The sequence below is a fragment of the Salinibacterium sp. 10G20-15 genome (assembly GCF_057365065.1).
In genome coordinates this window covers 247,081-268,279 of the sequence record NZ_CP195118.1, presented here as the reverse complement: position 1 = coordinate 268,279, position 21,199 = coordinate 247,081, and the positions used below count along the sequence as shown (strand labels likewise).

Genomic DNA, 21,199 nt, shown 5'->3' with positions numbered 1-21,199 from the left:
CTTCGCAGGTAGTCTGGTTGGTGACATGGATGAACTTGACTTTTCTGACGACATCGCGGCCCTGCGCTCCACTTTTGCGGACATTCGCCAGGTGGTCGACACTGACCGACTTGAGTCGGAAATCGCGCGCTTGAGCGAGGCTGCGGGGGCCCCCGATCTGTGGGATGACACCGATAAGGCGCAGAAGGTTACGAGTGACTTGAGCCACCGTCAGGCCGAGCTAGCCAAGATCACTTCCATTTCTAGCCGCCTCGACGACCTCGAAGTCATGGTCGAACTGGCGAACGAAGAGAGTGACGAGCAGGCGGCGGCGGATGCGCGTTCTGAGCTTGCAGGCATCCGCAAAACTCTTGGCGACCTCGAGGTGCAAACTCTCTTGAACGGCGAGTTTGACCAGCGACCCGCCGTCATCACGATTCGCGCCGGGGCCGGAGGCGTCGATGCCGCCGACTTTGCCGACATGCTGTTCCGCATGTACTTGCGCTACGCCGAGCAGCACTCCTATGCCACGCGTGTGCTCGACACGAGTTACGCGGAAGAAGCAGGCATCAAGTCGGCAACGTTCGAGGTGGACGCTCCCTACGCATTCGGAACCTTGAGCGTCGAAGCCGGCACGCACCGACTTGTGCGCATGAGTCCGTTCAACTCTGCTGGTAAGCGTCAGACGAGTTTTGCTGCGGTCGAAGTTGTCCCTCTCATTGAGACGACGGATGTTGTCGAAGTTCCCGAGAATGACATCCGCGTCGATGTCTTCCGCTCTTCCGGCCCCGGTGGCCAGTCGGTGAACACGACAGACTCTGCGGTGCGCATCACTCACTTGCCGACCGGGATCGTGGTGAGCTGTCAGAACGAGAAGAGCCAGATTCAGAACCGTGCGGCCGCTATGCGCGTGTTGCAGTCGCGGTTGCTCCTCTTGCAGCGCGAGCAGGAGGCCGCCACGAAAAAGGAAATCGCGGGTGTCATCACAGCGAGCTGGGGCGATCAGATGCGCAGCTACGTTTTGGCTCCGTACCAAATGGTTAAAGACCTCCGCACCGAGCACGAGGTCAATAACCCCTCGAACGTTTTTGATGGTGACCTCGATGGTTTCATCTCAGCGGGTATCAAGTGGCGCAAACGCGCGATCGACTAAGACATCTCGAGCGCACGCTGTGCCCTGAACTGGGCCATCCTGTGAGTCGGCGTGTGCGGTGCGTCGCTGCCGGTTTCTGAGCGGGGGATACCTAGGCTGACTCCAAATGATTCGTTTTGATTCTGTCTCGAAGTCGTATCCGGGCACGACACGACCGGCGCTGAACTCTGTTGACCTTGAGATTCTCAAGGGCGAGTTCGTGTTTCTTGTTGGCGCATCCGGCTCGGGTAAGTCGAGCTTTTTGCGCTTGATCCTCAAAGAGGAAAACCCCTCGAAGGGTTCTATTCATGTGCTCGGTCAGCACCTGAACACGCTGTCGAGCCGCAAGGTTCCGTATTTCCGTCGCAATTTGGGAGTCGTGTTTCAGGATTTCCGTCTGCTGCCGAATAAGACGGTCTTCGACAATGTTGCCTTCACGCTGCAGGTCATCGGTAAGAGCCGTGGTTTCATCCAAGAGGCTGTTCCGGATGCTCTCAAAATGGTTGGGCTCGCTGGCAAATCGAATCGGTTCCCTCACGAACTATCGGGTGGTGAGCAGCAGCGAGTAGCGATTGCTCGCGCTGTCGTCAACAAGCCCGCCATCATGCTTGCCGATGAGCCGACGGGAAACCTTGACCCGGCTACAGCTGCGGGCATCATGACTCTTCTTGAGCGAATCAATCTTGGCGGCACTACCGTGCTGATGGCGACTCACGATGCGGGCATCGTAGATCAGATGAAGCGCCGGGTGATCGAACTCATTGGCGGCCAGATTGTGCGCGACGAGCGTCAGGGTGGGTACCAGACACAGGCCGTTCCCACTCAGGGCCGAGTTCCGCATCCCGCCGCGAGCAAACCGGCTTCTGCCACAACCATGCAGGCTTCGCCGCAGCGTCCTTCCGTGCAGTCGTCTTCGCAGGGTGAGGGGCTCGACGCATGAGGCTTGGGCTAATTCTGGGCGAGGTTGGCAGCGGCCTCCGGCGCAACCTTTCGATGGTGGTCTCTGTCGTGCTGGTGACCTTCATCTCGTTGACATTTGTGGGAGCCTCGATTCTTCTGCAGATGCAGATCGGCCAGATGAAGGGGTATTGGTACGACCGGGCGCAGGTCGCGGTGTACATGTGCACTGAGATAGACACAACAGGCAACTGCACGTTGACCGAAGCCACGGAAGACCAGATCGCTGCAGTTCAGCAACAGTTAGATTCGCCAACGCTCGCGCCGTATATCAACGAAGTGCAGTTCGAAACGCACGAACAGGCCTACGAGAACTTCACAGAGCAGTTCGCAGACACGACCTTTGAAGGCATTATCACGCCTGAGTCTCTGAACGAGAGTTTCCGAGTGAATCTTGTCGACCCGGAGCAGGCCGATGTTCTTATCGAGAGCCTCTCTGGCCTTGCCGGCGTCGAGAGTGTGGAAGATCAACGCGCCTATCTCGAGCCAATTTTCGCGATCCTGAATGCGGCTAGCTACACTGCGATCGGCGTCGCCGGGCTCATGCTCGTCGCTGCGGTACTTCTCATTGCAACCACCATTCGCCTCAGTGCGTTCTCTCGCCGTCGTGAGCTGGGAATCATGAGGTTGGTGGGGGCGTCGAACAGGTTTATCCAGACCCCGTTCATCTTGGAAGGCGTCTTCGCATCATTAATCGGTTCCGTGCTGGCCGGTGGTGCAATCGTTGCGATAGTTCAGTTCTTCGTCCGCGGCTATTTGGCCACAACGTTGCCGGTCAACACGAGTTTGCTTGGAATGGATGAGGCGTTGGTGGTGGTGCCGATCTTGATCGCGGTGGGCGCCGGGTTGGCTGCAATTTCGGCGGGCGTTGCCATCAGCCGCTACCTGAAGGTGTAGCCGGTAGCGTCAGGGTGTAGCCGCGGTGGGTGGCTCGCGCTAAACTGGTCTGCTGCGCTGTCGGCACTCGCCGCAGTTGAGTGGCATTCGTATCTGAGAGAGAAGTGCACCATGCCTAAGGATAGTGAGCGGAAGGTTGTTGCCAGCAACCGTAAGGCCCGCCACGATTACAGCATCGAGGACACCTATGAGGCTGGTCTCGTGCTGTCGGGCACGGAGGTAAAGTCTCTGCGATTGGGGCGCGCGAGTCTCGTCGATGGCTACGGCTATATCGATGATCACGCCGAGGCATGGTTGGATGCTGTGCACATTCCCGAGTTTTTTCAAGCGTCGTGGACCAATCATCCGCCCCGCCGCAAGCGCAAGATGTTGCTGCACAAAGAACAGATCCTGAAGATCCGCAACAAGATCAAGCAAGGGGGTTACACCCTTGTGCCGCTATCCATCTACTTTTCGGATGGTCGCGCCAAGGTCGAGCTCGCTGTTGCTAAAGGTAAGCGTGAGTACGACAAACGGCAAACTCTTCGCGAGCGTCAAGATAAGCGCGAAGCGGATCGAGCCATCGCCGCCCGTAAGAACATGGGGGAGTAACGAGTCGTTTCGCGACGTCTCGTCGTAGCGTTTAACTGGCGTGGAATCGTGCTTCGACGCTGGCCGCGACAGCTATTTTCTCGGGCTTGAGTGCAAGTTGGCCGCCGTCGCCGGGAGCGCCCATCATCCGCGTAGAGGCTCGCGTCAGGTTGTTGGCGGCTGAGCCGGGGCCCACATCGGCGAGCATCCCCGGGTCCGCGATCGCCGTTGTCGTGACCTCGGAAAGGCCGACACTTTCGGCGTACTCGCGCGCTTTGGTGTAGGCATCGATTACGGCGAGATGGCGCGCATCAGCAAGTGCGATGCGGGTGGCGTCTTCAGTGAGTTCCCATTCAACGAGTGTCACGGAAGTGTGATCAACCGCGCTTACGTATTCGATAAACAATGCGAGAGCATCGAAGTCGCGAAAACGGGCGACGAAACCAATGGCGGCGGAGTAGACCAAGGGAAGTTGCTCTCCGGTGCTGTTCCACGGCCGTTGCGATGTCACGCGGACGGTGTCTGATGACCACCGGGTGATTGCGCCATCGTTCGAGGCGAGCTGAGTCAGAAGTGCATGCACTCGCCCCGATGACTGCATGGCGGCATCGAACACATCACTCCGATCGGGGCCGTCGATAGCCACCGATAGGTGCACGATGCCGCGCTCGGCAGCGTGCCACGACTCGTGCTCACCTCGAACGGTGATGACAAGAGGCATCGCTAGATAGCGCCGAGCTCTGCCAGCTTCGTCTTGAGGTCGTTATCGCTGGGCTCAACCTGGAAGGTCCCGTCAGTGAAGTGAACAACGGGGATGTTGAGGCGACCGCTGATGGCCTGTGCGCGATCGGCGGCCGTGGGGTCCTTCTCAACGTCGACTTTGTCCCACTCGATGCCTAGCGAGTTAAGGAGTGCTTCAGACCGTCGGCAGTCGCGGCACCAGTCTGCTCCGTACATCGTTACTTTGGTGGGATTAGCTGTAGTGGATTCGCTCATAACTCCAACTTACTTCTCGTCGACTGGATGTGCGCGGTGCGTTCGCTGGAAGCGTGGGTGAACACGCAAAGGTGCCGCCCTGGCCCGCGCTCAAAACTGAGGGCTTGCTTCATGGACTGGTTTGTCGCAGGTTTCTGACCTATCATTGAGGGCTGCCCATTCGTGAGCAGTGTTGATAACTCCACAGCGCGACAACGACCCACACAGGGGGATGATCGGTTTCGACATTGCCTGCAAAACTGTGAGAAGCGGGTCGAGAATGCAGCCTTATCTCGTTAACGATGACTGCAAACTATAAGTGCCAATTCAAAGCGCACTGACTTCGCCCTCGCTGCCTAAGCGAGCGCACTAAAGAAGTCCGTCAGACCGGGAATGCTCTCTACTCGGATTCTGGCGCAATTAAGAGAGATTGCTGCGTAGTTACGCCTGAGGGCTACGTGGGACTTGCACTCTGGCTGGGCTCGTTGACCTAGGTGCTTGTGGCAAAGGTCAGAGCCGAGTAGAACGTCTGCACAAGCTACACCCGTAGAAGGCATGGAATTACAGCAGTGGACGGGGGTTCAATTCCCCCCATCTCCACCACCGGTCGTTGTCGCGTTGTGAGTTACGTACTCACTACCACGGTGCGCTTTTTCTCTGAGATTGCCGCATTCCGAACGCCCAAAAAGCTCATCCTTGAGCCCTGCAGAGAGCGATACTGATGCTGACTGCATCGAATGCCTAATGAAAAAATTCGACTTAAAGGTTACGAACGAGCTCAGCGGCCAAGACGCTGGCGTTATCAAAGAGAGCCTGTGGGGGTTCGAGCGTGTATCGATGAGCGCAGATTCCACGTTGATGGTCGAAGCGCCCGTCAAAATCTTTGAAGCCGCGAAGCTCATCAAGGCTGCGCCGCTTTCTATCGGGGCGTATAGCTACATCATGTCGGCACGAGTGCGAGTGCGCAGCCATATCGGACGCTACTGCTCGATCGCGCGCGAGGTCGTAATCGGTGAGCCGAATCATCCCGTGGATTGGCTCAGCACGTCGCCGGTTCAATACAATTTTCGCGATAAATGGTCATGGCATTCCTCGCTCGATGGCTTCGAAGCGGAGACAATTCCACTGAAGTCGTTTGCTCGAATTTTTGGAAAGCGCGTCGTTATCGGTAACGACGTTTGGATTGGCGACCGCGTGACTCTGTTGCGTGGCGTCACGATTGGAGACGGAGCGATCGTTGCGGCTGGCGCCGTCGTGGCGAAGGATGTTCCGCCCTACGCGATCGTCGGCGGCGTTCCGGCCAAAATCATTCGTTACCGCTTCGAGCCGAAAGTTATCGCGCGCTTGCAGAAGCTCGAGTGGTGGGATTTTCACCCCCGTCACCTCTCAGGATTGTCGTTTTCAGAGCCGAAGAAGGCGATCTCTCAGCTGGAACGAATCAAGAAAAAGGGCGATTTTGAATTGCTCCCGGGCGAATACGTTTCGATTACTCGTTGACGCTTAGCCGGCGGCAGCCCTCAGCGCGCCGCGGCTAGACATCGCTGCGCTCGGCACCGCGTGACGGAGTCACCGTGAAGGTGACGGGGTCCGTGTAGCCAGCCGCGGCGAATGCTGCGTGAACCGCAGTTTCCACGGTCGTAACGAGAGCGTGCGGCACGAGGGCGATTGCTGCTCCGCCAAAGCCACCGCCGGTCATCCGGGCGCCGATGGCTCCGTTGTCGCGTGCCGTTTCCACGGCGAGGTCGAGTTCGGGAATCGAGATCTCGAAGTCATCGCGCATCGAGACGTGCGAGGCATCGAGCAGCGCCCCGATGGCGAGCGGGCCTTCGTCGCTCAGAGCCCGAACGGTGTCGAGCACTCGCTGGTTTTCCGTAACGACGTGGCGCACCCGGCGATAGGTGACGTCGTCAAGTAGCTCCTTCGCGCGATCGAGGTCGGTGACGTTCACGTCGCGCAGCGAGGAAGCACCCATTGCGGCAGCTCCTGCTTCGCACGCGGCGCGACGTTCGGAGTATCCGCCGGTGGCATGCGAGTGCGATACGCGCGTGTCCATGACGAGGATGCTCAACTCCGCTTTCGCCAGGCCAAGTGGCACTACTTCGGCCTCGAGCGAGCGGCAGTCGAGAAAGACTGCCGAATCGGTAGCGCCGAGGAGAGACGCCGATTGATCCATGATGCCGGTGGGAGCGCCTACGACCTCATTCTCGGCGAGCTGCCCCACCTTGGCGAGCGTTTCGCGGGTAAAGCCGAGGCTCCAGAGGTCGTTGAGCGCCAAGGCAACCGAACTTTCGATGGCGGCGGATGACGACAACCCTGCCCCCACCGGAACGGTCGAGTCGATAAGGATGTCTACGCCGGTCACGCGGCTCAGGTCAGCGCCGTGCTGGCCGAGCGCCCAGGCGACTCCGAGCGGGTATGCGCTCCAGCCGGTGATCTCACCCGCAGCGCGGGCAGCATCGAGAGCGGCGAGCTCGAACTGAACCGAGGTGTCGTCGAAGGTGCTTGTCACTCGAATGGTTCCGTCAGCGCGGAGGCCGACAGCGGCGCGGGTGCGCCGATCGATGGCGAACGGCAGCACGAAGCCTTCGTTGTAGTCGGTGTGTTCGCCGATGAGGTTCACGCGGCCCGGCGCCGACCAGATGCCTTCCGGTGCTTGGCCGGTCAGTTCGGTGAAATTCGTGATGAGGTCGTGTTCGGTGGTGCTCATGCTCGTTCGATGGCCTCTCGGATGGTGGCGGCTGCGGCTTCGGGCGTGACGTCGCCAATCCAGGCGCCCATTGCTGACTCGGAGCCGGCGAGGTACTTCAGCTTGTCTGCCGAGCGTCGCGGCGACGTCAGTTGCAAGTGCAGGCGGAAGGTATCGCGTGCTCGATTGACGGGGGCTTGATGCCAGGCCGCGATGTATGGAGTGGGGGTGTCATAGATGGCATCGACTCCGCGCAGCAGTTTCAAGTAAAGGTCCGCGAGTTCGTCGCGTTCAGCTTCAGAAGTCGCCGCGAAGTCCGGCACGTGACGGTGCGGCATCATGTGAATCTCGATGGGCCAGCGGGCAGCGAAGGGCACGAATGCGGTCCAGTGCTCCCCGCTCAAGACAACTCGGTCACCGGCTCGCTCGAAGTCAAGAATGTCCTGAAACATCGTGGGCGAGGTGCGCTCGATGGAGTCGAGGGTCCGCTGAGTTTTCGGCGTGATGTAGGGGTACGAGTAGATCTGGCCGTGCGGATGATGCAGCGTCACACCGATTGCTTCGCCTCTGTTTTCAAAGGGGAAGACCTGCTGCACGCCGTCAAGCCCGGAGAGCGCTTCGGTGCGGTCGGCCCACGCTTCGATTACCGTGCGGGCGCGGCTTTCGGTTTGTGTGCCGAATGATCCTTCATGGTCGGGGCTAAAACAGACGACCTCGCAGCGTCCGATGGAGCTGCGTGTGCGGCCGAGTCCGAGCTCCGCCAGATCGTCAAGCCCGTTGGGGGCGTTTTCGCTTCCGGCAAGGGCGGGGCCAAACGAGGGCGAACGGTTCTCGAACACTGCTACGTCATAGAGAGCCGGAACCTCGGAGGGGTTGCTCGCCGTTTGTGGCGCGAGTGGGTCCTGATCGGCGGGCGGCAAGAACACACGGTTCTGGCGCGCTGCCGCGATCGATACCCATTCACCGGTGAGGATGTCTTGGCGCATGGTGGCCGTGGCGGGGCGAGGGTCGAGCGTGCGGCTGTCGACCGAGCGGTCTTCGCCGAGCGTCGTGTCCGCATCATCGAAGTAAATGAGTTCGCGACCGTCGTTCAAGGTAGTCGGGCGCTTGGTGATCTTCGAGGTCATTTCGCACTTCCTTCTTCGGCGCGCAGGCGAGCTTCCCAAGCACTTCGAACCATTTCTTCAGCGGTATGCCGCATTTTCCAGTTCAGATCGCGAGCAGCGAGGTCGCCGTTCGCCACAATGCGAGGCGGATCCCCAGCGCGGCGGGGAGCGATTTCAGGCGTGAAGTCAATTCCCGTGACCGATGCGACGGCCGTCATTATCTCGGCAACGGAGAGGCCATCTCCGCTTCCCAGGTTGTAGGCCGGTTCGATGCTGTCGTGGGCTTCGAGGCGTTGTGCTGCGGCCACGTGGGCCGCGGCGATGTCTGCGACGTGAACGTAGTCGCGCACGTTTGTTCCGTCCGGGGTGGGATAGTCGTCGCCGTTGATCCGCGGTGTCTTACCCGCAACGAGGGCTTCGAACACGAGCGGAAAGAGGTTGTGGGGGCTCGTGTCGTAGACGGCGGCATCGCCGGAACCGACAACGTTGAAGTAGCGCAGCGACGTGTGGCGAAGGCCGGTGGCGATCTCCTGATCGCGCAGCAGCCACTCGCCGATGAGCTTCGACTCGCCGTAGGGGGAGAGGGGCGCTTTTGCGGTCGTTTCGGTGACCTGGTCCACATCCGGGGTTCCGAACACAGCCGCGCTCGACGAGAACACGATCTGCTCGACGTCGCACTCTGCCATCGCCTCGAGCAGCACGATTGTTCCCGTCACATTCTGGGTATAGGTGTGAAGCGGGCGGTGCACGGATACGCCGGCGTACTTGAAGCCCGCTACGTGGATGACTCCCGTCACGCCGTGCGTCTTCATCGCATCCACGAGCGTTGTTTTGTCGAGGATGCTTGCCTGCACGAGGGGCACTTCTTCGAGAACGAAGTTCGGGGATCCGCTCGAAAGGTCGTCCACAATTACGGTTCTCATTCCCGCGCTGATGAGGGCGCGCACCACGTGCGCGCCGATATAGCCGGCGCCGCCGGTCACCATCCAAGTCATCGTCGTCCTTTACGTCGAAGCAGCGGTGGAACGGCGGTTGCAGCTCCACACCCCATGTTGGTCCAATAATATGATTATTGAGTACAGGCGTCTACTCTCATCACGTGAACGGCACGCGATGCTGCACGGGTTGCCCTCTCTGGACTGTGCCGTGGTGTCGGGGAACTTGAGATGCTAACGCCGAAGAAGTCGAAGTTCCCGGATGTTCGGATTGAAATCCATTTCGCGCACGGTCCCGTCATGCATGAAACGGTTCTTGGCGTAAAAGGCACGGGCACGAGGATTTTGCTCGAGTACCCACACGCTAGCTGGGGCACCGCCGAGCGCAGCGTCAATGAGGGCTTGGCCGGCGCCGGTGCCGTGAGCGCTCGCCAGGACGTAGATCATCTTGAGTTCTTCGGCAGGCAGGTCTGGCTCGTCGCGATTGTGTTCTGCGTGCGCCAGACCAACAATTGCACCATCGACCTCAGCGACGACTGAGGTGGTGTCGTGGTCGGTGAGTAATACGTTCCACATGGCCTCGCGGCGGGCGCGGGACTCGGCGCTCCACGCTTGAGCCGGGAACAATCCGGTATAGGTCTCTTGCCACGACTGCGTATGCACGGCGGCGAGCTCGGTGGCGTCGTCGAGCCGTGCGGCTCTGGTGATGAAACTGGGCACCCAACTATCTTGGTGCACGGTCGAAGAATCGGCCCGGGAAAACTGCTAATACGCGACCCCTATTCGAACGACACGCCCGGGATGCACACCGTGTTGGTGGGGTGCTGACAATGCACGTATTGTTCTTTCTAGTCACCCCAAAGGTGCGGAAAACGAAGTCAGCTTTCGCTGCTGAGTTTCCGGCCTCAAGTGGGGGCGAACATCCTCCAGATTCTTTTATGGTTTTGGTCGAGTCAAATGCTGGTTTACCCCTTGTGGGTGGCGGTATCAGATCTTAGGATGAGTACCCGCTTTATGCGTGTGTCGGTTGGTTGTTTCGGGCTGTTTCGGTCCGGGATTGCTGGTTTGACATGCAGGCTGAAGCTGGTAAGTTAGACAGGTTGCCTTTCGCAGTTATGTGAAGGTTGCCAACACAGGTTTGTAAGCCCTGGGGTGAAGCCGTTTTCGGTGGAGGTCAGGAGCGTCCGATCCTTGAGAACTCAACAGCGTGCACAATGTCAAATGCCAAAAACCCGACTGTGCTTATCAGGATCGTCCCATTCGGGTCGTGATTGTGAGTGCAGCGGATTCCTTTGGAAAAGATATAAACAACAAAGCAAGTCAGTATTGATTTGTTCTGTCAGTTTCAAACTTGTCGCCTCGACATCCTATTCCGGATGCGGGTGACGCAAGATGTGTTCGGTTACTTGTAGCCGTTCAATCAAACATTTATGGAGAGTTTGATCCTGGCTCAGGATGAACGCTGGCGGCGTGCTTAACACATGCAAGTCGAACGATGAAGCCGGAGCTTGCTCTGGTGAATTAGTGGCGAACGGGTGAGTAACACGTGAGTAACCTGCCCTTGACTCTGGAATAAGCGTTGGAAACGACGTCTAATACCGGATACGAGCTTCCGCCGCATGGTGAGGAGCTGGAAAGAATTTCGGTCAAGGATGGACTCGCGGCCTATCAGGTAGTTGGTGAGGTAATGGCTCACCAAGCCTACGACGGGTAGCCGGCCTGAGAGGGTGACCGGCCACACTGGAACTGAGACACGGTCCAGACTCCTACGGGAGGCAGCAGTGGGGAATATTGCACAATGGGCGCAAGCCTGATGCAGCAACGCCGCGTGAGGGATGACGGCCTTCGGGTTGTAAACCTCTTTTAGTAGGGAAGAAGCGATGTGCTTGTCACATCATGACGGTACCTGCAGAAAAAGCACCGGCTAACTACGTGCCAGCAGCCGCGGTAATACGTAGGGTGCAAGCGTTATCCGGAATTATTGGGCGTAAAGAGCTCGTAGGCGGTTTGTCGCGTCTGCTGTGAAAACTGGGGGCTCAACCCCCAGCCTGCAGTGGGTACGGGCAGACTAGAGTGCGGTAGGGGAGATTGGAATTCCTGGTGTAGCGGTGGAATGCGCAGATATCAGGAGGAACACCGATGGCGAAGGCAGATCTCTGGGCCGTAACTGACGCTGAGGAGCGAAAGCATGGGGAGCGAACAGGATTAGATACCCTGGTAGTCCATGCCGTAAACGTTGGGAACTAGATGTAGGGGCCATTCCACGGTTTCTGTGTCGCAGCTAACGCATTAAGTTCCCCGCCTGGGGAGTACGGCCGCAAGGCTAAAACTCAAAGGAATTGACGGGGGCCCGCACAAGCGGCGGAGCATGCGGATTAATTCGATGCAACGCGAAGAACCTTACCAAGACTTGACATATACGAGAACGGGCTAGAAATAGTTCACTCTTTGGACACTCGTAAACAGGTGGTGCATGGTTGTCGTCAGCTCGTGTCGTGAGATGTTGGGTTAAGTCCCGCAACGAGCGCAACCCTCGTTCTTTGTTGCCAGCACGTAATGGTGGGAACTCAAAGGAGACTGCCGGGGTCAACTCGGAGGAAGGTGGGGATGACGTCAAATCATCATGCCCCTTATGTCTTGGGCTTCACGCATGCTACAATGGCCGATACAAAGGGCTGCAATACCGCGAGGTGGAGCGAATCCCAAAAAGTCGGTCTCAGTTCGGATTGAGGTCTGCAACTCGACCTCATGAAGTCGGAGTCGCTAGTAATCGCAGATCAGCAACGCTGCGGTGAATACGTTCCCGGGCCTTGTACACACCGCCCGTCAAGTCATGAAAGTCGGTAACACCCGAAGCCAGTGGCCCAACCGCAAGGAGGGAGCTGTCGAAGGTGGGATTGGTGATTAGGACTAAGTCGTAACAAGGTAGCCGTACCGGAAGGTGCGGCTGGATCACCTCCTTTCTAAGGAGCATGTGCAACTCGGTTGTCGTCTCTGCGGTATACACAGAGTCAAGGATGACCGAATTTATGTTGCATGAGTCGTACCAGCCTGTTCGGGTTGGACGGCGCTCATGGGTGGAACATTGACATTGTGATCAGAGGAACTGTTGTTTCTTTAGTACGCCAGCTTGCTGGTTGGAACGGGAGGTTTCAGGGGTGCTGGTCTGTGCACGTTGTTGGGTCCTGAGGGACCGGGCTACGGATCTTTTGGATTCGTGTTCGTACCTTAGGGCCGGGGCACTCGTAAGAGTGTTTGGGTCTGATGGATCCTGGTGCTGTTTCTGACTTTGGTTGGGGATGGTGGAGGATACCGCCCGTATTTTGAGAACTACACAGTGGACGCGAGCATCTTAGATTCGACCGAAAGGTCGAGTCACAAGAACAAAACGATGACATCCAACACTTCGGTGTTGGGTCACTCATTGGTCAATCTCAACATCGAAAGGTGTTGCGATCGATTCTTATACTCATGTGATATCAATTTTCTAAGAGCAAACGGTGGATGCCTTGGCATCTGGAGCCGAAGAAGGACGTATAAATCTGCGATAAGCCTCGGGGAGCTGATAATAGAGCTGTGATCCGAGGATTTCCGAATGGGGAAACCCCGCTGGGCGTTGCAAGACGACTCAGTGACTCCCGCCTGAATATATAGGGCGGGTAGAGGGAACGTGGGGAAGTGAAACATCTCAGTACCCACAGGAAGAGAAAACAACCGTGATTCCGTTAGTAGTGGCGAGCGAAACCGGATCAGGCCAAACCGATCATGTGTGATAGCCGGCAGGCGTTGCATGGTCGGGGTAGTGGGACTTTTCAGCTGTTACTGCCGTACAGCAAGGATTACAACGATATATAGACGAATGGGATTGAAAGCCCAGCCATAGACGGTGCCAGCCCGGTAGTCGAAATGTGTCAATGGTCCGAAGAGTATCCCAAGTAGCACGGGGCCCGAGAAATCCCGTGTGAATCTGTCAGGACCACCTGATAAGCCTAAATACTTCCAGATGACCGATAGCGGACAAGTACCGTGAGGGAAAGGTGAAAAGTACCCCGGGAGGGGAGTGAAATAGTACCTGAAACCGTTTGCTTACAAACCGTTGGAGCAGCCTTAGTAGCTGTGACAGCGTGCCTTTTGAAGAATGAGCCTGCGAGTTAGTGATCAGTGGCGAGGTTAACCCGTGTGGGGCAGCCGTAGCGAAAGCGAGTCTTAATAGGGCGAAATAGTCGCTGGTTCTAGACCCGAAGCGAAGTGATCTATCCATGGCCAGGTTGAAGCGCGTGTAAGAGCGCGTGGAGGACCGAACCCACTTAGGTTGAAAACTGAGGGGATGAGCTGTGGATAGGGGTGAAAGGCCAATCAAACTTCGTGATAGCTGGTTCTCTCCGAAATGCATTTAGGTGCAGCGTTGCGTGTTTCTTGCCGGAGGTAGAGCTACTGGATAGCTGATGGGCCCCAAAAGGTTACTGACGTTAGCCAAACTCCGAATGCCGGTAAGTCAGAGCGCAGCAGTGAGACGGTGGGGGATAAGCTTCATCGTCGAGAGGGAAACAACCCAGACTACCAACTAAGGTCCCCAAGCGTGTGCTAAGTGGGAAAGGATGTGGAGTTGCATAGACAACCAGGAGGTTGGCTTAGAAGCAGCCACCCTTGAAAGAGTGCGTAATAGCTCACTGGTCAAGTGATTCCGCGCCGACAATGTAACGGGGCTCAAGCACACCACCGAAGTTGTAGATTTCGTATTTTAGGTAAGCCTTCGTGGTTCAGCCGTACGGAGTGGTAGGAGAGCGTCGTGTGGGCAGTGAAGCGGCGGTGTAAACCAGCCGTGGAGCCTACACGAGTGAGAATGCAGGCATGAGTAGCGAAAGACGGGCGAGAAACCCGTCCTCCGAATGATCAAGGGTTCCAGGGCCAGGCTAATCCGCCCTGGGTAAGTCGGGACCTAAGGCGAGGCCGACAGGCGTAGTCGATGGACAACGGGTTGATATTCCCGTACTGACGAAGAACCGCCCCAACTAATCCAGTAATGCTAAGTATCTGAATCCTTGATATCGATCCCTTCGGGGTGAGAGTCAAGGCCTAGCGTACGACCCTATGCTGGTGCGGTTAGCGTATTAACAGGTGTGACGCAGGAAGGTAGCTGAGCCGGGCGATGGTTGTCCCGGTCTAAGAATGTAGGCCGAGAGATAGGCAAATCCGTCTCTCATGACGGCTGAGACTCGATGGGTAGTCCTCACGGACGAAATCAGTGATCCTATGCTGCCAAGAAAAGCATCGACGCGAGGTTCAAGTTACCCGTACCCCAAACCGACTCAGGTGATCAGGTAGAGAATACTAAGGAGATCGAGAGAATCGTGGTTAAGGAACTCGGCAAAATGCCCCCGTAACTTCGGGATAAGGGGGGCCTAAGGCGTGAACGGACTTGCTCCGGGAGCGCTGCAGGGCCGCAGAGACCAGTGGGAAGCGACTGTTTACTAAAAACACAGGTCCGTGCTAAGTCGCAAGACGATGTATACGGACTGACGCCTGCCCGGTGCTGGAAGGTTAAGAGGAACGGTTAGCCGTAAGGCGAAGCTGTGAATTTAAGCCCCAGTAAACGGCGGTGGTAACTATAACCATCCTAAGGTAGCGAAATTCCTTGTCGGGTAAGTTCCGACCTGCACGAATGGCGTAACGACTTCCCAGCTGTCTCAACCGCGAACTCGGCGAAATTGCACTACGAGTAAAGATGCTCGTTACGCGCAGAAGGACGGAAAGACCCCGTGACCTTTACTATAGCTTTGTATTGGTGTTCGGTGTGGCCTGTGTAGGATAGGTGGGAGACTGTGAAGCTTGGACGCTAGTTCAGGTGGAGTCATTGTTGAAATACCACTCTGGTCATATTGGATATCTAACTTCGGACCGTGATCCGGTTCAGGGACAGTGCATGGTGGGTAGTTTAACTGGGGCGGTTGCCTCCCAAAAAGTAACGGAGGCGCCCAAAGGTTCCCTCAACCTGGTTGGTAATCAGGTGTCGAGTGTAAGTGCACAAGGGAGCTTGACTGTGAGACTGACAAGTCGAGCAGGGACGAAAGTCGGGACTAGTGATCCGGCAGTGGCTTGTGGAAGCGCTGTCGCTCAACGGATAAAAGGTACCTCGGGGATAACAGGCTGATCTTGCCCAAGAGTCCATATCGACGGCATGGTTTGGCACCTCGATGTCGGCTCGTCGCATCCTGGGGCTGGAGTAGGTCCCAAGGGTTGGGCTGTTCGCCCATTAAAGCGGTACGCGAGCTGGGTTTAGAACGTCGTGAGACAGTTCGGTCCCTATCCTCTGCGCGCGCAGGAAATTTGAGAAGATCTATCCCTAGTACGAGAGGACCGGGATGGACGAACCTCTGGTGTGTCAGTTGTTCCGCCAGGAGCACCGCTGATTAGCTACGTTCGGAATGGATAACCGCTGAAAGCATCTAAGCGGGAAGCCAGCTTCAAGATGAGATTTCCATGGCCTTTTAGGCTGAGAGACTCGCAGCTAGACTACTGCGTTGATAGGCTGGATGTGGAAGCAGGGACTAACGACCTGTGGAGCTGACCAGTACTAATATGTCGACAAATTGATAACACCCCACCTCACTGACATCTTCGGATGTGAATGGTGACTGAGAAGAATTCTCGCGTCCACTTTGTGGTTCCCGATTTACGGTCGGGAACTGCGCCCAGCACACACTGCTGAGCACCCACTTCGGTGGAATGCTCTGTGATGTGAACTGGCCCAGACTGATACATAAATCAATAGTGTTTCGGCGGCCATAGCGAGAGGGAAACGCCCGGTTACATTCCGAACCCGGAAGCTAAGACTCTCTGCGCCGATGGTACTGCAAGGGGGACCTTGTGGGAGAGTAGGACACCGCCGGACTTAAATTGTGAGAGAGCCACCCGTAGGGGTACTGAAAAGTACTTTCTGCTGGGTGGCTTTCTTGCGTTAACGCTCACGTCGACGAGCCAGCCGTCGTGTGGGCCAACATCACGTCGACAGCGTTAAACGCCACAACTCAGGGCTCAGGGGTCACGGCTTAGGCCTCGACATCCACCCACTCGGCGCCCGCGGGTTCCAGAGCGCCAGTGCCCGCCGTGACGCCGGCGACGCGGGAAGCGAGATCCACTGCACCCTGCGCATCCGTTGCTAGCGTGAGAATCGCCTGCGCTGCGTAATCCGTGCCGAGCACTGTCACGCCGTGCTGACGCAGCTCGGCTTCTACACGTCCGGCATCTGCGTGAGACAAAGCCAGGCGAAACAGCTCCCGGCGTTCGCGGACCACAAGGCGGTGCTGGGCCCGCGCTCCATCGAGGGCTAGTGCGGCAGCATCCGAGTAAGCACGAATCAGGCCACCAGTGCCCAGAAGGGTCCCTCCGAAATTGCGGGAGACCACGGCAACGCAATCGATGAGATTGCGGCCAGTGAGCACATCAAGGATGGGTCGCCCTGCCGTGCCAGAAGGTTCGCCATCATCATTGGAGCGTCGCACCTGCGAGGGCTCAGTTGCTGAACCCAATACGAACGCGGAGCAGTGGTGACGGGCATCCCAGTGAGTCTTGCGGGCGAGTTCAATGACGTCGCGGGCATCCTCCTCGCTCGCGACTCGCACCAGAGTGCAGAGAAAGCGCGAGCGCTTTACTTCGAGTTCAGCTTCGGCAGAGGCGCCGGGGCCTCCGCGAAGCGTGTATTCGAGCATCCACCCATTGTGGCTTATGGGGAGGGTGTCTGAGGGATGAGGGATGAGGGATGAGGGATGCGGGATGAGCGATGACGGACGAGGGATGACGGGTGCAGGGCGCTGCGCGTCGGGCGTAGGCTTGAGAACCATGGAGTTGTTTGCCGCGATCGTTCTATTCGTCAGCGCACTGTTCAATGTCCTTGCCTGGCCCCGCTTCTTCAAGCGTGTGAGCGGTGACCCGCGCGCACGCGATTCCGCTGGCACGCCGACAGCGTTCTATCGGGTGCACGCGGTACTGCTGGGGATTGCGATGGCGATCGCAGCCGCATCTGTGCTCGCGGGTATTTTGCTGCTCAGCACCTAACGGAGCGTTGTCGTCGGAGCGGGCTCTTGCTCACTTCCATAGCGACACTAGCGCCGGTTAGTTGTCGAGGGCGCTGAGGAGAAAGTCGCGGAGCACGATCGCGTGGTTGATCGCTGGGTCTCGCGCGGCATAGAGCAGAGTCACTCTGTCGTGGGTGCGAAGTCGTTCGACGGCTGCCGCTACCTCAGGGCGCTCCTCCAGTTCTGCTCGATAGCGGTCGGCGAAGTTCTCGAAGGTATCGGGATCGTGGTTCCACCAGGTGCGCAGCTCTGTGCTCGGCGCGAGATCCTTGTTCCACTCGTCAAGTTGTGCCGCCCGCTTGCTCACGCCTCGTGGCCACAAACGATCAACGAGCACGCGGACTCCATCAGCGGCCTGCGGTTGCTCGTAGATGCGGGCAATGGCGACGGTGGTCATCCGGGCTCTTTCGCGATGAGTCGGCTCCGGGTTCGTGACGTTCATGGAAGTTCTCGGCGTCAATCCGGCTAGGTGGGTGGAGTTGTCAGTATCGTCGCCCAGTATAGGGAGTATGAGTTTTGTGCTTCCTTCGCTGCGGAATCCCCGCCGCACCATCGGTGATCGAACCTTTGACTTTTCGCAGCGCGTGGCAGTGATGGCGATTGTTAACCGCACGCCTGATTCCTTCTACGACGCCGGCGCAAACTATGCGCTCGACGATGCCGTGGCAGCATCGCTGCGAGCGGTACGCGATGGTGCTGATTGGATCGACATCGGGGGTGTGCCCTTTGCTCCGGGTGACCCTCTCAGCGTTGAGGAGGAGTGCGACCGTGTAGTGCCGGTTGTCGAGGCGCTGCGAGCAGAATCCGATGTCGTTATCTCGGTGGACACCTTCCACTCTGAAGTTGCGCGTCGCAGCATCGCCGCTGGCGCTACGGTGATCAACGACACCACGGGGCTCAGTGATCCCAATCTTGCCCGCGTTGTTGCCGACAGCGAGGCGTCGCTGATCCTGGTTCATTCGCGGGCCCAGCCACGAACCCAATTCGCTCGTCCGCAGTACGACGACGTCGCTATCGACGTGCGGGACTTTCTCCAGAGCCGCGTCGAGCAGGCCATAAAGGCCGGTGTTCCGGATGACCGTCTCTTTGTTGATCCCGGGCACGACCTCAACAAGAACACGCTACATAGCCTTGAGCTCACGCGTCGCCTCGATGTGATTACCGAGCTGGGGCTGCCCGCGCTCGTTGCCCTATCGAACAAAGACTTCATCGGTGAAGTGCTCGAAAAGCCGAAGCGCCAGCGTCTCGAAGGCTCGCTCGCGGCCGCGGTGGCCTGCGTGCTGAACGGCGCCCGCGTCGTGCGCGTGCACGAAGTGGCCGAGACGGTGGATGCCGTACGAATGGCTGAAGCGATTCTTGGGCTCCGCGAGCCGGCGGTGCTGAAGCACAACATGTCCGACGCCAACGAAAGGTAGACCGTGGCCGCTGCATCCGACATCCACTCCCTGACTGCAGGAACTGCACTGAGTGACGAGCAACTGCTCGCGAGCTACGCTGTGGCTGATCGAGCGACGCCGTGGTTGCGCGCTAACTTCGTGTCGAGCATCGACGGGGCCGCTACTCACGAGGGCGTTTCGGGAGGTCTCGGAACACCGGCGGACGGGCGCGTGTTCCCGCTTCTGCGCAGACTCGCGGATGTCATCGTCGTCGGTGCGGGCACCGTGCGTCACGAGGGCTACCGCAATCTCGCTCTCGACGAGGAGTCGGTGTCTTGGCGAACCACGAACGGACTCAGCGCGCAGCCGCCCTTCGCGATTGTCACCGCATCACTCCGGCTGGAGCCAAAAGACCTCGAGTCGTACGCCACACGGCCGTTCGTGATCACCACCGAGAAAGCCTCCGCTGAGCAACGCAAACGCATCGAAGAAGTCGCGGACGTCATCGTTGCGGGGGAGTCGCACGTCGACACCGTGGAGTTGAAACACGCGCTGACAGAGCGCGGGTATCCTCAACTGCACAGTGAGGGCGGACCGACGCTGTTTGCGACGATGATCGCTCAAGGCGTTGTCGACGAGCTGTGCCTTACGGTCAGTCCACGACTTGAGGGTGGGTCTGCGCGTCGCATTGTCGACGCCGCCGATGCAACCCCTCAAGACATGATGCTGGTCCACGCTTTAAGCGCTCCGGATGGGACGCTGCTGCTGCGCTACACGCGCTCGTAAGCGTGTTGGCTGCTAGCACTCGACGACGTTGACGGCGAGGCCACCCATCGACGTCTCCTTGTAGCGCGAACTCATATCCTTGCCGGTCTCGGCCATCGTAATGATGACCTCGTCGAGCGAGACTCGGTGGGTACCGTCGCCCCACAAAGCCATCTTGGCGGCGTTGATTGCCTTCGCCGCGGCAATGGCATTGCGTTCGATGCAGGGAATCTGCACCAGACCGCCGATGGGGTCGCAGGTGAGTCCGAGGTTGTGCTCCATCGCGATCTCCGCAGCGTTCTCGACTTGCTCGGGCGTTCCGCCCAAAATCTCGGCCAAGCCCGCAGCCGCCATCGAGGAGGCTGAGCCGACCTCTCCCTGGCATCCGACCTCTGCGCCCGAGATGGAGGCCATGCGCTTGTAAAGTACGCCCACAGCGGCGCTGGCTAGCAAGAAGCGTACGGTAACGTCATCCTTCATCGCTTGATCGGCGTCTTTCATGCCGGGAGCGTAATGCGTCGCGAAAAACAGCACGGCGGGGATGATGCCAGCAGCGCCATTGGTGGGGGCGGTGACCACGCGGCCACCAGAGGCGTTCTCTTCGTTGACCGCGAGGGCGACGAGGTTGACCCACTCTTGCCAGAAAGCCGGGTCGCGGTTGGGGTCTTCGGTGCGCAGTCGCGCATGCCAATCAGGAGCGCGGCGGCGCACATTGAGTGTGCCCGGCAAGTTGCCGGTGCGCTCGAGGCTGTTGTTCTTGCACTCGTCCATGACGTCGCGGATGTGAAGCAGGCCGGCGCGAACCTCCGCCTCAGAGCGGCGGGCAAGCTCGTTGCGCAACATCACGCCACTGAACGAGAGGCCCTCGGAACGGCAGTGCGCGAGCAGCTGCGCCGCCGTGCGGAACGGCAAAGGATCGGCAACGTGATCGAGACCGTTGCTGCCATCGCGGTTGTCTCCCTCGCGATAGATGAAACCACCGCCGATGGAAAAGTAAGTTGCTTCGAGAACGGGCTCGCCGGCTTCCGAGAATGCCGCAAAGCGCATACCATTCGGGTGACCGTCGAGAACGGTCAGCGGGTGCAGGGCAATCTCGGTCTCGCGGAACGGCACGTCGCGGCTGCCGGCCAGACTGAGAGTTCCGGTCTCTTCGATCCTCGCCAGAATCTCTTCCATCTCGGCAGGAAGAACCTGGTCGGGAAGTTTGCCCTCTAAACCGATCAGCACAGCGCTCATCGTGCCGTGGCCTGCACCGGTGGCGGCGAGGGAACCGTAGAGGCGCACCGTCACGGTGGCGACAGAGTCGAGCATCCCGTGCTCGGCAAGATCAACGGCGAAGGACGCCGCAGCGCGCATGGGGCCCACGGTGTGCGAACTCGAAGGGCCGATGCCGACCGTAAAGAGGTCAAAGCTGCTGAGCGGCACTTCTTCGAGAGAAGGAGTGGGTACTTCGGTGGTGGGGGTCAGATTGCGAATGGCCACGGTGACTCCATTTCTTCACCGCACAGCGTCGTACGGGCGTCGTTGAGTCCTCTCCGCTCTGTATTGGGCCTGAGAGTTTCCGCACGCTTGTGGCGTCGCGTTGCCCCGTCGGCGAGTCGGACAGGGCCGACTACTTTTCAGAGTTGCCTATCCACTGCGGTACTGGGGCCTGAGAGATTCCCGGAGAGGGTTTGCTCCTACGGCGCCAACCATCGATCGGAAGGACTCTCCCGCGGCGGAATGACGGCTGTTCACTTGTGCCCT

General features: G+C 58.5%; 17 protein-coding genes, 3 rRNA genes, 1 other RNA gene and 1 riboswitch. Of the genes, 12 read left to right on the top strand and 9 right to left on the bottom strand.

Translation table 11 applies throughout. From position 1 onward, the window contains the following. Positions 1–25: 25 nt before the first annotated feature. The 4 genes from prfB (at position 26) to smpB (ending at position 3,556) form a co-directional block, all read left to right on the top strand. Positions 26–1,132, top strand: a complete 1,107-nt coding sequence (prfB, locus tag ACR3YK_RS01265) for a peptide chain release factor 2 (RefSeq protein ID WP_486175448.1) — start codon at positions 26–28, stop codon at positions 1,130–1,132. Between the two features lie 106 nt (positions 1,133–1,238). Continuing rightward, positions 1,239–2,051 (top strand): cell division ATP-binding protein FtsE, encoded by an 813-nt coding sequence (gene ftsE / locus ACR3YK_RS01260; protein WP_486175447.1) that lies wholly within the window; start codon positions 1,239–1,241, stop codon positions 2,049–2,051. After that, positions 2,048–2,965, top strand: a complete 918-nt coding sequence (ftsX, locus tag ACR3YK_RS01255; protein WP_486175446.1) for a permease-like cell division protein FtsX — start codon at positions 2,048–2,050, stop codon at positions 2,963–2,965. Before ftsE ends, ftsX begins: the two co-directional genes overlap by 4 nt. Positions 2,966–3,076: 111 nt before the next feature. After that, entirely contained in the window at positions 3,077–3,556 is a 480-nt protein-coding gene (smpB, locus tag ACR3YK_RS01250) for an SsrA-binding protein SmpB (RefSeq protein WP_486175445.1), read from the top strand. 31 nt (positions 3,557–3,587) lie between these two features. On the opposite strand, the gene ACR3YK_RS01245 is transcribed toward smpB, so the two are convergent. Beyond that, positions 3,588–4,256, bottom strand: coding sequence for an SIMPL domain-containing protein (locus ACR3YK_RS01245; RefSeq protein ID WP_486175444.1), 669 nt, complete (start codon positions 4,254–4,256; stop codon positions 3,588–3,590). Between the two features lie 2 nt (positions 4,257–4,258). Continuing rightward, positions 4,259–4,531 (bottom strand): glutaredoxin family protein, encoded by a 273-nt coding sequence (locus ACR3YK_RS01240; protein ID WP_486175443.1) that lies wholly within the window; start codon positions 4,529–4,531, stop codon positions 4,259–4,261. Between the two features lie 207 nt (positions 4,532–4,738). On the opposite strand from ACR3YK_RS01240, the gene ssrA reads away from it, so the two are divergent. Continuing rightward, positions 4,739–5,113, top strand: a transfer-messenger RNA (tmRNA) gene (gene ssrA / locus ACR3YK_RS01235). Positions 5,114–5,254: 141 nt separating this feature from the next. Then, on the top strand, positions 5,255–6,007 hold the full coding sequence (locus ACR3YK_RS01230) for a CatB-related O-acetyltransferase (protein WP_486175442.1): 753 nt from the start codon (positions 5,255–5,257) through the stop codon (positions 6,005–6,007). Positions 6,008–6,041: 34 nt separating this feature from the next. On the opposite strand, the gene galK is transcribed toward ACR3YK_RS01230, so the two are convergent. The 4 genes from galK to ACR3YK_RS01210 all read right to left on the bottom strand — a co-directional run bounded on the left by galK (position 6,042) and on the right by ACR3YK_RS01210 (position 9,957). After that, complete coding sequence (gene galK / locus ACR3YK_RS01225) at positions 6,042–7,217, bottom strand: galactokinase (RefSeq protein WP_486175441.1); 1,176 nt, start codon at positions 7,215–7,217, stop codon at positions 6,042–6,044. Further along, the gene (gene galT, locus ACR3YK_RS01220; RefSeq protein ID WP_486175440.1) at positions 7,214–8,323 is read right to left on the bottom strand and encodes a galactose-1-phosphate uridylyltransferase; all 1,110 of its coding nucleotides are present in this window, start codon (positions 8,321–8,323) and stop codon (positions 7,214–7,216) included. The genes galK and galT overlap by 4 nt, the downstream gene beginning before the upstream one ends. Further along, positions 8,320–9,297, bottom strand: coding sequence for a UDP-glucose 4-epimerase GalE (galE, locus tag ACR3YK_RS01215; protein ID WP_486175439.1), 978 nt, complete (start codon positions 9,295–9,297; stop codon positions 8,320–8,322). The genes galT and galE overlap by 4 nt, the downstream gene beginning before the upstream one ends. A 174-nt stretch (positions 9,298–9,471) precedes the next feature. Further along, the gene (locus ACR3YK_RS01210) at positions 9,472–9,957 is read right to left on the bottom strand and encodes a GNAT family N-acetyltransferase (RefSeq protein WP_486175438.1); all 486 of its coding nucleotides are present in this window, start codon (positions 9,955–9,957) and stop codon (positions 9,472–9,474) included. Positions 9,958–10,664: 707 nt separating this feature from the next. Between ACR3YK_RS01210 and ACR3YK_RS01205 the strand changes: the two genes are divergently transcribed. The 3 genes from ACR3YK_RS01205 (at position 10,665) to rrf (ending at position 16,129) form a co-directional block, all read left to right on the top strand. Then, positions 10,665–12,200: ribosomal RNA gene (locus ACR3YK_RS01205) — 16S ribosomal RNA — on the top strand. A 514-nt stretch (positions 12,201–12,714) separates the two neighbouring features. Continuing rightward, positions 12,715–15,835, top strand: a 23S ribosomal RNA gene (locus ACR3YK_RS01200). A 177-nt stretch (positions 15,836–16,012) separates the two neighbouring features. Further along, positions 16,013–16,129 (top strand): 5S ribosomal RNA (gene rrf, locus ACR3YK_RS01195). Together the 16S, 23S and 5S rRNA genes form the textbook arrangement of a ribosomal RNA operon. Before the next feature lie 157 nt (positions 16,130–16,286). Here the strand turns inward: rrf and ACR3YK_RS01190 are convergent. Next, positions 16,287–17,078, bottom strand: a complete 792-nt coding sequence (locus tag ACR3YK_RS01190; protein WP_486175437.1) for an IMPACT family protein — start codon at positions 17,076–17,078, stop codon at positions 16,287–16,289. Here ACR3YK_RS01190 and ACR3YK_RS01185 point away from each other — a divergent pair. After that, positions 17,077–17,292: an SCO4848 family membrane protein gene (locus tag ACR3YK_RS01185; protein ID WP_486175436.1), complete on the top strand. Its 216-nt coding sequence runs from the start codon at positions 17,077–17,079 to the stop codon at positions 17,290–17,292. The genes ACR3YK_RS01190 and ACR3YK_RS01185 overlap by 2 nt on opposite strands. A 57-nt stretch (positions 17,293–17,349) precedes the next feature. On the opposite strand, the gene ACR3YK_RS01180 is transcribed toward ACR3YK_RS01185, so the two are convergent. Then, entirely contained in the window at positions 17,350–17,709 is a 360-nt protein-coding gene (locus ACR3YK_RS01180; protein WP_486175435.1) for a DUF488 domain-containing protein, read from the bottom strand. Positions 17,710–17,821: 112 nt separating this feature from the next. On the opposite strand from ACR3YK_RS01180, the gene folP reads away from it, so the two are divergent. Both folP and ACR3YK_RS01170 read left to right on the top strand, forming a co-directional pair. Continuing rightward, positions 17,822–18,727 carry a dihydropteroate synthase gene (gene folP, locus ACR3YK_RS01175; RefSeq protein ID WP_486175434.1) on the top strand — a complete coding sequence of 302 codons (906 nt, stop codon included), beginning with the start codon at positions 17,822–17,824 and terminating at the stop codon, positions 18,725–18,727. A gap of 3 nt (positions 18,728–18,730) precedes the next feature. Beyond that, positions 18,731–19,474 carry a pyrimidine reductase family protein gene (locus ACR3YK_RS01170; protein WP_486175433.1) on the top strand — a complete coding sequence of 248 codons (744 nt, stop codon included), beginning with the start codon at positions 18,731–18,733 and terminating at the stop codon, positions 19,472–19,474. Between the two features lie 12 nt (positions 19,475–19,486). On the opposite strand, the gene ACR3YK_RS01165 is transcribed toward ACR3YK_RS01170, so the two are convergent. Continuing rightward, positions 19,487–20,935: an L-serine ammonia-lyase gene (locus ACR3YK_RS01165; protein WP_486175432.1), complete on the bottom strand. Its 1,449-nt coding sequence runs from the start codon at positions 20,933–20,935 to the stop codon at positions 19,487–19,489. A gap of 147 nt (positions 20,936–21,082) precedes the next feature. Next, positions 21,083–21,178: riboswitch (glycine riboswitch) on the bottom strand. Between the last annotated feature and the right edge of the window lie 21 nt (positions 21,179–21,199).

Excerpts from the sequence above, each read along its gene's own strand:
- smpB (WP_486175445.1), top strand. The coding sequence starts at position 3,077 with ATGCCTAAGGATAGTGAGCGGAAGGTTGTTGCCAGCAACCGTAAGGCC.
- ftsX (WP_486175446.1), top strand. The coding sequence starts at position 2,048 with ATGAGGCTTGGGCTAATTCTGGGCGAGGTTGGCAGCGGCCTCCGGCGC.
- ACR3YK_RS01240 (WP_486175443.1), bottom strand. The coding sequence starts at position 4,531 with ATGAGCGAATCCACTACAGCTAATCCCACCAAAGTAACGATGTACGGA.
- ACR3YK_RS01180 (WP_486175435.1), bottom strand. The coding sequence starts at position 17,709 with ATGACCACCGTCGCCATTGCCCGCATCTACGAGCAACCGCAGGCCGCT.
- folP (WP_486175434.1), top strand. The coding sequence starts at position 17,822 with ATGAGTTTTGTGCTTCCTTCGCTGCGGAATCCCCGCCGCACCATCGGT.
- ACR3YK_RS01185 (WP_486175436.1), top strand. The coding sequence starts at position 17,077 with ATGGAGTTGTTTGCCGCGATCGTTCTATTCGTCAGCGCACTGTTCAAT.
- galE (WP_486175439.1), bottom strand. The coding sequence starts at position 9,297 with ATGACTTGGATGGTGACCGGCGGCGCCGGCTATATCGGCGCGCACGTG.
- ACR3YK_RS01245 (WP_486175444.1), bottom strand. The coding sequence starts at position 4,256 with ATGCCTCTTGTCATCACCGTTCGAGGTGAGCACGAGTCGTGGCACGCT.
- prfB (WP_486175448.1), top strand. The coding sequence starts at position 26 with ATGGATGAACTTGACTTTTCTGACGACATCGCGGCCCTGCGCTCCACT.
- ACR3YK_RS01190 (WP_486175437.1), bottom strand. The coding sequence starts at position 17,078 with ATGGTTCTCAAGCCTACGCCCGACGCGCAGCGCCCTGCACCCGTCATC.
- galK (WP_486175441.1), bottom strand. The coding sequence starts at position 7,217 with ATGAGCACCACCGAACACGACCTCATCACGAATTTCACCGAACTGACC.
- ftsE (WP_486175447.1), top strand. The coding sequence starts at position 1,239 with ATGATTCGTTTTGATTCTGTCTCGAAGTCGTATCCGGGCACGACACGA.
- galT (WP_486175440.1), bottom strand. The coding sequence starts at position 8,323 with ATGACCTCGAAGATCACCAAGCGCCCGACTACCTTGAACGACGGTCGC.
- ACR3YK_RS01230 (WP_486175442.1), top strand. The coding sequence starts at position 5,255 with ATGAAAAAATTCGACTTAAAGGTTACGAACGAGCTCAGCGGCCAAGAC.